Here is a 9838-nt window from a genome sequence, read left to right as displayed (position 1 = left end):
ATGAGCTGCAACTTCAGCTCGGCCGGGCCGGGCGCGAGCACGTCCCCGCCCCGGGCGATCCGGTTCAGCCACCACGGGAGCCGTCCGATGTTCTCGTACGGGCCGAGGATCAGCCCGGCACGCGCCAGCAGCGCCCTCTCGCCGAACGCCTGGACGGCCGCGAGCTCACCGCCCGCCTTGACCCGCGCGTAGTCCTTGGCCCCCTCGTGGTCTTCGGCCTCGTCCGGAGCCCCCTCGACCAGTGGCGCGCTCTCGTCCGCACCGACCGCCACCGGGTACTCATAGACCGACCGGCTCGACACGTACACATACGACGCCGCGCGCGAGGCGAGCAGCTCCGCCGCGTCCCGCACGGCCGACGGCGCCCACGACCAGGTGTCGAGGACGACGTCCCACTCGCCGTTCCGCAGCGCCTCCAGACCGTCCGGCGCGGTCCGGTCGCCGCGCAGCGTCTCCACACCCTCGGGCGCGCCGTGCGTCCCCCGGTTGAAGACCGTGACCTTCCACCCCCGGGCGACGCCCTCCTCGACGACCGCCCGTCCGACGAATTCCGTCCCACCCAGCACCAAGAGCCTCATTCCTCCGTGCTATCACCAGGACGGGGCGTCCGTTCACCCCCTTCCGCCGTCAGCGGCACCGCCCAGAGCGAACATCCACGGCATTCGACCCGCACTGTCACAAACCCCTCCCCAGCCCCACGGGAGCCGCTTATGATCGGCCCGTAGCCGCCCGGTGGGAGACGCGATGACCGCAGAATGGGTGCCGACCGGAGTCGACACCAGCGTGCCGAGCCCCGCGCGCATCTACGACTACTTCCTCGGCGGCAAGGACAACTACGCCGTCGACCGCGCCGCCGCCGAGGCGTTCCTGCGCACCGCGCCCCAAACGCTCTCGGCCTGCCGCCACAACCGCGCCTTCCTCACCCGCGCGGTCACCCACCTGGCCCGCGACGCCGGCATCGACCAGTTCATCGACATCGGCACCGGCCTGCCCACCCAGCAGAACGTGCACGAGGTCGCCCAGCGGCACAACCCGGACGCCCGCGTCGTCTACGTCGACAACGACCCGATCGTCGCCGTCCACGCGCGCGCCCTGCTCACCCGGACCCACGGCGTCACCCTCGTCCAGGCCGACCTGCACGACCCGGAGAGCATCCTGCTGCACCCCGAGGTCACCCATCTGATCGACTTCGGCCGCCCGGTCGCCGTCCTGCTCCTCGCCGTCCTGCACTTCTTCCCGGACGCCGACGACCCGCACGGCATCGTCGCCCGCCTGATGGCCGCCACCGCCCCCGGCAGCCACCTGGTCATCTCGCACGGCACGTCCGACCCGGACCCGGACATCGCCGAGCAGGCCGAGCAGGTCTACGACGAGCACTCCTCGGCGTCCCTGCACACCCGCACGGCCGCCGAGGTGGCCCGCTTCTTCGACGGCACCGACCTCCTCGAACCCGGCCTCGTCTACACCGCCGACTGGCGCCCGTCCCCCGAGGCCCCACCCGCCACCCCGGCCGAAGCCGGCATGTACGCCGCCATCTCCCGCAAACCCTGACCCCGCCCGTTCCCTTCGAGGGGATATCCGCATCACCCATGGGACAGCGGAACCTTGACTTCTTCGGGAAATTGCGCGGACGCTCCGCGCCAATCCGTCCTTCGCGTCGGCTACACGAAGTACTGCCTTCATGTTCGCCCTGGCAGCGGCATCCTTTTGAGGGAATTTGGATCGTTCCAAAAGCAGTCGGGGCTGCGGACGGCGATTCCTGAGGTGATCACGGTCGGGTCACGCTTGGTGACGGTGGGCGGTGTTCGTGGGGGTTCGCCGGAATGGCTCGGGTTAGGCTGTTGGCCGCTTCTCGATTCGTCCCATCGAGGAATTCCGGGGGTGCGGTGACGCGTCCGAACGACCCTCCTGAACTTCGGCACGCGCCGGCCGGACCGCCGCCCTCCTTTCCGCCGCCCGTGCGGGAGGCGGAGGAGCGGCGGGACTCGTCCCGGCGGCTCGGCGGCGGCTGGCTGCTTCGCGGCGCGCCGGAACCTCCGGCCCGCAGGTGGCGTCTCAAGGCGGACGACTCTCCGAGACGGACGGGGCCCATGAAGAACGTCCTGGTGTGGCTGTCCGGGGCCGATCCCGAGATCCTGCGGCGGGCGACGACCGACCGCGCGAAGTACGTCGGGATCGGCGGGGCGGTGCTCACCACGGCGACGCTCGCGTCCGTCTCGATGTTCTTCGCGCTGCGCATGGCGGTCGGCGCGTCGGTGTGGGCGGCCGTGCCGCTGTCGGCGATGTGGTTCCTGGTCATCCTGAACCTGGACCGCTGGCTCGTGGTGTCGCTCACCCGCAGCCAGGGCAGGGTGCTGACCGTCCTGCTGGCGCTGCCGCGGGTCGCGATGGCGCTGCTGTTCGGGGTGATCATCTCGACGCCGCTGGTGCTGCAGATCTTCAACGACGAGGTCCGGGTGGCCGTGGACAAGATCCACGACGAGGACTCCCGGGCGTTCCAGCAGAACCTGGACAACGGGCCGGACGCGCAGCGGATCCGGGTGCTGGAGCAGCAGGAGGCGCAGCTGCTGAGGCAGCGCACCGGCGACGGCCTCGCCAACCCCGAGGACGACGCGGAGATCAAGCAGCTCCGGGCGCAGCTCCCCGCGCTGCAGAAGGAGTACAACGACTACGACGACAAGGCGGCCTGCGAGCTCACCGGCGACCGCTGCAAGGGCACCAGCGGGCACAGCGGCGACGGGCCGCGCTACCAGAAGTTCGTCCGGCGGCGGGACCAGGCCAAGCGCCAGATCGACCAGATCAACGAGCGGATCACCACCAAGTCCGGCGCGCTGAACCAGGCCGCGGCGAAGAACAAGGACGTGCTCGTCGCGCAGGCGCAGCAGAAGCTGCCCGGCGTGCAGGGCGAGCTGAGGACGCTGCGCGACCGGCAGCAGTCCGACCGGGCCGCGTTCGAGAAGAGCAACAAGGACAACACCGGGCTGCTCATCCGGCTGAAGGGCCTGGACCGGGCGTCCGAGGGCGAGAGCCAGCTGCAGGCGGCGCGGTTCCTGCTGTTCCTGTTCATCACCGTCCTGGAGTGCCTGCCGATCATCGTCAAGGTGCTGTCGCTGTTCGGGCCGCCCGGCGCGTACGACGAGGCGGTGGAGAAGATCCGCGCCCGGGACCGGCTGCTGCTGGACGACCAGGTCCGCAAGCAGGAGGGCGTCGGGCTGCGGGAGAACTCCGGCGAGTCCGACTTCGCCCGGCGGCTGCAGGAGCGCCGCAGCGAGCTCGTCGAGACGTCCGTCGACGAGATCATCGAGGTCGAGCGGCGGTTGCAGCGGCTCGAACTGGAGCGCTGGGAGCGCGAGCAGCTCCACCGCTTCCACGCCGGGTCCGACGGCGCCGCGCAGCCCGCGAACGGGAACGGGAACGGGAACGTGCCAGCCGAGGTTCCGGTCGTGCCGCCTTCTCCGGCGGCCGCCGGCGGGCTCAGCCGGTCGGGTCCGCCCATGCCCGGCGGGTTCGGGTCGGCCGCGCCCCGCGGGTTCGGTTCGGGCACGCCCGGCGGGTCGGCCGCGCCTGGCGGGTCGGCCGTGCCTGGCGGGTTCGGGTCGGCTGCGCCCGCTGGGTTCGGGTCCGCGGGCGGGTCGGCGATTCCGCCGGTCTCGTACCCGGTCAACGGGGTCGGGACGCCGCCGCCGTCCTGGGGGCCGGCTCCCTCGAACGGCAACGGGCCGACGGGTGACCGGATCCGTCCGGAGGGCGAGACCCGGCACTTCCCGGCCGCGAGCCCGGAGCCCGGTCGCCGCGGCGTGCTGGGGGGCCTGACCCGCTGGCTGAACCGGCGGGACGGGCGGTGACCCGGATCCGCCAGGCGCGGGAGGCGTCCGATGGAACCTGACGCGCCGCTGCCGAGAGATCCCGGTTCGCCCTTGGGCGCAGGCGGTTGGGAAGCCGGAACGCCCCTGGAGTCGCGCATCGCGGTGGACGTCGATGCGACGCTGCCCTGTCCGGTTTGCGGGCTGGTGCCAGACGTTCCTCCGCCCGCCGAATGCCGCGAGTGCGCTTGGACCTTCCCGGACGACGACCTCGACGGAACTCGCCTGAGCGACGCGCGCCTCCGGTACGACCTACGGGCGGCGGCGCGCGCCGGGGACGCGGCGCGGCCGTTCGTGCGCGGTTTCCCGGACGACGACCAGTGGACGCGGGCACGCGCCGAGGCCGACCAGGAGCGCACGCGCCTGCTCAAGGAGTCCACGTCGGCGGTGGCGCCCCCCGGTCACGGCAACTGGACGCTCGAATTCGGACGTCCCGACCTCGGCCGCGATCCGTCCACGTGGACGACGCAATGGGCGTTCGACGAGATCCTCAGGTTCGAGGCCGCGTCGCCGGTGGTGGTCGATGTCGGCGCGGACGGCGTGTCCGTGCTGCTCGTCCGGCCGGACGCCGTGGACGGGCCGGACGAGCCGTGGTCGCGCGAGGAGCATCCCTGGGAGCGGCTCGCCGCCCGGCTCCTCGCGTCCGGAGACGGCGAACGCGCCTTCCAGCTCGCGGGCGGCCTGCACGGCGTGGACCGCACGCGCCTCGTCGAGGCCCTCGACCTGGAACTCGCGCGGTTGGCCGAGCGGCTCCCCGGCGGTACGACGCCCCTGCTGGTCGACTCCGCCCCCGGCTGGGCGGTGCCTGAACTGGCACTCTCGCGGCTGCGCCTGCTGCGGCCGGACGCGCGGGTCGTCCGCAGCGGGCGGCCCGCGGTGGACGAGCTGGCCGACGCGGTCGCCCGGCAGCCGCTGCGGACGCCGTACTGGCTGGTCGGAGCCCATTTCGACGGGCCGGGAGCGGAGCCCGTGCTCGTCCCGCTGTTCCCTGCGGGGAGCACGGCCGGGCAGGAGGCGGTCGTCCGGGTCGCGCGCGGCCCCGGCGGCGCGGACAACGACGTCGTGCTCGCGGTCGTCGCCGCCCCCGAGCGTCCGGGGCCGATGTACGAGCCGCGTCCGGTGTCGGTGCGGGCGACCCGGCTGCCGCGCGGTGCGCTGTCGCTGCGCGCCGCGTTGGACGGCCCCGGACGCGTCCGCTGGCCCGATCTCGCCGACACCCGTCCCGACCCGCGTCCGCTCGACCGGCTGTACGCGCAGACCCGCGACTGCCCCGCTCCGGCCGGGCTCGTGGACGTGCTGTGCGCGATCGAGCTCGGCGGCCCGCCGGGACCGGCCGCCGCCCGCCGCGCCCTGCTCGCCGACACGATCGAGCTGATCGGGGCCGATCTGGGCGACCGCGCCGGGGTGTCGGTGCGCGGGTACCGGGAGCACTCGTTCGAGCTGGGGGAGGAGCGCGACGCCGTCGTCGAGGGCGTGTGGGGCGCCGACCCGGAACGGGCGCTGGACGCGTTCGCGGCCCTGCCGCAGCGGACGCAGCCGTACCAGTCCGACGCGGCTCCGCTGGAGGACGCGCTCGCCGAGATCGTCGACTTCCTGGAGCGCGAGCGGGACGCCCGGGGCTGGCTGAACGAGCTGCACCATCCGCCCTTCCGCGTGCTGGTCGTGCTCGCGGGACGGCCGCCGCACCCGCGCGGCCAGGGCCAGGACCCGCTGCGCGAACTCGCCCAGCCGTGCCCGCGCAAGGACGACTGGCGCAAGTCCGTGGACGCGCTGCGCCGCTTCGGCGTGCGGCCGGTGCTCGTCCTCGACGCCGCGACCGATCCCGACCGCGACTACTGGACGGCCCTCGGCGCGCACCGGCGGCTCACCCTGGAGGGCCTGACGCCGCGCGCGCTGGCCGAGGCGATGGAACTCGCCGCGCCGAACGGCGTGAGCGTCCCGTTCCCGCTGATGGCCCCCGTCCCCGTGAAAGGCGACCCCGCATGACCGAGCCGACAGCCACCCCGCCGCCACCGCCCTCTGGGCCGGAGGCGCCCACGCCCGCGCCCGCAGCGGTGCCGCCGAACGCGGAGGGAGCGACGGCCGGGCCGTCCGCGCCGCCGGACGAGGTCCGGCCGGGGAAGACCAGCATCGGGATCTGGGGCGCGCCGCAGAGCGGCAAGACGACCTTCCTCGCGGCCCTGCGCATCGCGATGAGCCTGGGCGAGCCGGGCTGGCGGCTGGACGGCGCGAACGACGGCTCGACCGCGTTCCTCGCGTCCAGCACCGACCAGCTCAGCGAGCAGCGGGTGTTCCCGTCCGCGACCAACTCGGCGGAGAAGCTGTCCTGGCGGCTGCACGGGTCACGGCAGGTCAGGGAGCGGACGAAGTGGTACCGGCCGGGCGCGAAGCGGGAGGTCCCGGTCCGGGTGCACCTGGACTTCGTGGACCCGCCCGGCCGCCTGTTCGACAGCCGCGCGCCCGGCGAGCCCGCCGCGTCCGGTGGCGGTCCGGGGTCCGGGTCGTCCGGCGGGCCGCGGTTCGCCACGGGGTCGTCCGGGGAGTCGTCAGGCGGGCCGCGGTTCGCCACGGGCGCCTCCGGCGGGTCGTCGGGCGGGCCGCGGTTCGCGACCGGTGCGCCCGAGCCGTCCCGGCGCGGGGAGGGCGGCGGCCGGGACCGCCGCGAGCTGGTCGAGCACCTGGCCGCGTGCGGCGGGCTGATCCTGCTGCTGGACCCGACCCGCGAGCGCGAGGCCCGCGACTCCTACCAGTTCTTCAACCGGACGATCCTGGAGATCAGCCAGCGCGCGCCGGAGAGTCCGAACGACCACTACCTGCCGCACCACCTGGCCGTCTGCATCACCAAGTACGACCACCTGTGGGTGCGCGACATCGCGCGGCGCGGCGGGTACGAGTCGGTGACCGACCCCGAGTTCCTGTTCCCGGCCGTGCACGACGACGTCGCCGAGCGGTTCTTCGAGGAGCTCTGCCGCGCCGACGGCATCGGTAACATCGACGCGATCCGGCGCGAGATCCGGCAGCATTTCGCGCCGGAGCGCACCCGCTACTTCGTGACGTCGGCCGTGGGCTTCTACATCGACCCGCGGACCGGCAAGTTCGACGACGAGAACTACAGCAACCTGCTCAGACGCACCCACCCCGACGGCTCGACCTCGATGCACCTGCGCGGCAAGGTCCGCCCGATCAACGTGATGGAGCCGATCATGTGGCTGGTGGACCGGCTGTCCCAGGCGCCGGGCGCGGGCGGCGCGGGCGGGCTCGGCGGGAGCGGGCGCGGCGGGAGCGGTGCATGAGGACGGCCCGCCTCACCGCCGGATGGGCCGTGCGTGGCAAGACCCCCGGCAGCTACGACGACTACGCCATCCTCGGCAGCGGGGGCGGCGACTTCAGCGCCGACCACTTCACCGCCATCCTCGACCGCTACACGCTGGGCAACCCGCCGCCGGAACGCTCCGGGCCCGAGGCCCTCCCCTGGATCAGCCTGACCGAGGTCCTGAACGACCACGGCAACAACCTGGGCGTCGCCATCCACGACTGGACGGACGGCACCGACGCGGCAGGCCGTCCCATCGTCCGTACGCGCTACGGCTACTTCCCCTACGACCAGTTCGTCCAGGCCCCGGTCTCCTATGCGAGCCTCGTGCGCGCGGTATCGGGGCTGGATGTGGACGGATTCTCGCCCACCGCACTGGATGTTCCCCCCTACGCGCCCGAGGACATCGCTCACGACATCCAGGACCACAACTGGCTGGGCCGTGCCGCCACCACGGCGGCGCTGCTCCTCGAAGGCCCGGTGACCATCACGGGCGCGGACGACCTGGACCATGCCGTCCGGCTCCGCTTCCTGGACGCCGTCGCCGCGCTGCTCCCCTACGGCTGGCGTCCTGGGCTCACGGCCGCGACGTGGTTGCGGGGCGAGAACTCCAATATCCGGCTGACGTTCGCGTACCACCCGCGTCCGGGGAGTTTCGAGCTCGACTGGCGTGTCACCGAGCCGGAGCCCCCGGCGGACGCGCGGCTCGCCCACGCGTACGCGCACGAGCTGCGCCGGTCGATCGGGCGTCGGAGCCTGCTGGAGGTTCTGGCGTACCTGGCCTCGCGGGCCGAGTACATGGTGAACGCGGAGCCGAACCACGCCTACGAGATCCTTGTGGACCTGGATCGTCCCGCTCTGGTGCTGGATCGGGTACGGCGGAACGAGTGCGACGTGGCCGAGGTCGCCGCGCTGCTGGAGAGCGGTCGCTATAAGGAACTCCCCCGCAAGGCCGATCACGAGCTTCTCCTGGCGGCTTTCATACGCCTCGGCGGGGATTTGGCCTCCGTCCAGAGCGTTTGGCAAGAACTTGGTGTCGGCGTCCCCAGCGAACCGTGGCGCGCGCTTACGGGCGAGGTCTTGCGTTGCGTTCGGAGCGTGCCCGCCGAGGACGCGAACCCGTACGTCCGCGTAGCCGACGCTCTCGGCTTCGGCGACGAACTGCTGGCCGAGGTCGTCGGAACGTCCCAAGTCCCAAGGCTGGGCCTCGCACCTGTTCAAGCCACGGCAAACCTCATTGACCGCTGGACGGATCCGCTCGCGGCCGACCGTCCCGTTCTGGTTCGCGCGCTGCGCGGGCAGACCACCATGATCTGCGGGCTGGTGGCCGGGCTGGAGCAAGGGGGAGTCCAACGCGAGGACGCGTGGCTCGACCTTCTCTCCGGCATCGCCCCCGAAGACCTGCTGCGTCCCTTCCACGCGCTGCGCGTCCCCGACCTGGCCGTGACGCCGACCGAGATCGCCGCGTTCGCCCGGTACGGCGCGGACTGCGTCGCGCTGCTGGTCTCCTCGGCCGCCCGGCGCGAACGGCTCGACCGCCTCGCCGCCGTCCTGATCCGCTGGCTGGCCGGCCTCCCCGCGTCCGACCGCAGGACGTGGCTGGACCGGCTGCGCGACGTCCGGCCGTCCCGGGGGGCGGACGCCGCCGTCCTGGACCTCCTCCGGATGAGCTCGGGCGAGCCGCCCGTCCACCTGGAGACCCCGGACCGCAACGCCTACGCCACCACGTTCCGGCACCTCGTCACGGACGACTCGCTCCGCCGCCTCAGCAACAACGTCCAGCACGCGCTGACCGAGCACCTGCGGGACCGCGACTGGGCCCTCGATCCCGACCAGGTCGCGCTGGTCATCGCCCTCACCGAGGCGCTGTGCGCGGTGGACGGCCCGAACCGCGCCGCCCTGGTCGAAGAGGTCGTGCGAGGCCGGGCCGTGAATCCCGACATGGCCGACTGGCCCGTCCACAAGCGGTGGTGGCCGGACGCCTCCGCCCGCTTCCCGGGCGTCGCGGCCGACGAGTACCGGATCGTCCTGCACGCCCTCCCCGCGTACACGCCGTTCCGGGGCGTGGGCCGCCTGATCGCCGAGGCGGCGGAACGCGGGATGAAGCCGCTGGCGATCTGGAACGCGATCGGCGCGTCCGAATGGCCGCTGACCGGCGTCAACCTGCTGGCCGCCGCGCTGGAGGCCCGGATGATCAGCGTCCACCTCCACGGCCGGACCTTCGACGAGGCCGACGAGACGACGTACGGCCTGATCAGGACCGCGCACGACGCCTTCGCCGAGCTCCGCCGCGAGCTGCGCGAGGCCGTGGGCGCCCGGCTGCCCAGCGAACTCGGCTTCCAGCTGGACGTCACCGAGACCGTCTCGCTCTCCGGCGACGACGAACTCATCCTCACCGAGCGCACCCGCAAGACCCTGGAGGACGCCGAGGCCCGCGCCCGCGCCCTCCAGGGCCGCCGCGGCCTCCTCGGACGCCGCAAGAGCTGATCACAGCGGCGTGTGCTGCCTCCGGGCCAGGTGCTCCGGCGCCTCGATGTCCGCCGGCAGGACCGGATCGGGCTCCAGCGCGCCCCAGGTCGTCCGGAGCGGCAGGACGCCCGCCCACAGGCCCAGCGCCACGTCCGGTCCGTCGCCGTCGTCCGGCGGACCGACGCGGATCTTG

At 73.2% G+C, this 9838-nt stretch carries 6 protein-coding genes; 5 read left to right on the top strand and 1 reads right to left on the bottom strand.

The annotated features are described in order from the left end of the window. On the bottom strand, nucleotides 1–578 hold a 578-nt coding region (locus AB0J52_RS15425; RefSeq protein ID WP_500182230.1), incomplete at its 3' end, for an NAD-dependent epimerase/dehydratase family protein. 166 nt (nucleotides 579–744) lie between these two features. Here AB0J52_RS15425 and AB0J52_RS15420 point away from each other — a divergent pair. The 5 genes from AB0J52_RS15420 (at nucleotide 745) to AB0J52_RS15400 (ending at nucleotide 9663) form a co-directional block, all read left to right on the top strand. Then, entirely contained in the window at nucleotides 745–1551 is an 807-nt protein-coding gene (locus AB0J52_RS15420) for an SAM-dependent methyltransferase (RefSeq protein ID WP_500182229.1), read from the top strand. Between the two features lie 539 nt (nucleotides 1552–2090). Then, the gene (locus tag AB0J52_RS15415; protein WP_500182228.1) at nucleotides 2091–3845 is read left to right on the top strand and encodes a DUF4407 domain-containing protein; all 1755 of its coding nucleotides are present in this window, start codon (nucleotides 2091–2093) and stop codon (nucleotides 3843–3845) included. A 165-nt stretch (nucleotides 3846–4010) separates the two neighbouring features. After that, complete coding sequence (locus AB0J52_RS15410) at nucleotides 4011–5849, top strand: hypothetical protein (protein WP_500182227.1); 1839 nt, start codon at nucleotides 4011–4013, stop codon at nucleotides 5847–5849. Further along, nucleotides 5846–7156 (top strand): hypothetical protein, encoded by a 1311-nt coding sequence (locus AB0J52_RS15405; RefSeq protein ID WP_500182226.1) that lies wholly within the window; start codon nucleotides 5846–5848, stop codon nucleotides 7154–7156. Before AB0J52_RS15410 ends, AB0J52_RS15405 begins: the two co-directional genes overlap by 4 nt. Continuing rightward, a complete protein-coding gene (locus tag AB0J52_RS15400; protein ID WP_500182225.1) occupies nucleotides 7153–9663 on the top strand; it encodes a hypothetical protein in 2511 nt (836 codons plus the stop codon). The genes AB0J52_RS15405 and AB0J52_RS15400 overlap by 4 nt, the downstream gene beginning before the upstream one ends. The last annotated feature ends 175 nt before the right edge of the window (nucleotides 9664–9838 follow it).

Origin of the sequence: Spirillospora sp. NPDC049652 (genome assembly GCF_040675125.1) — a bacterium.
Classification (GTDB): Bacteria; Actinomycetota; Actinomycetes; order Streptosporangiales; family Streptosporangiaceae; genus Spirillospora.
Note: the sequence above shows the minus strand (reverse complement) of the source record. Positions and strands in the feature narration are given on the sequence as shown.

Coding starts and splice junctions, on each gene's coding strand:
- AB0J52_RS15420 (WP_500182229.1), top strand. CDS start 745: ATGACCGCAGAATGGGTGCCGACCGGAGTCGACACCAGCGTGCCGAGC.
- AB0J52_RS15415 (WP_500182228.1), top strand. CDS start 2,091: ATGAAGAACGTCCTGGTGTGGCTGTCCGGGGCCGATCCCGAGATCCTG.
- AB0J52_RS15405 (WP_500182226.1), top strand. CDS start 5,846: ATGACCGAGCCGACAGCCACCCCGCCGCCACCGCCCTCTGGGCCGGAG.
- AB0J52_RS15400 (WP_500182225.1), top strand. CDS start 7,153: ATGAGGACGGCCCGCCTCACCGCCGGATGGGCCGTGCGTGGCAAGACC.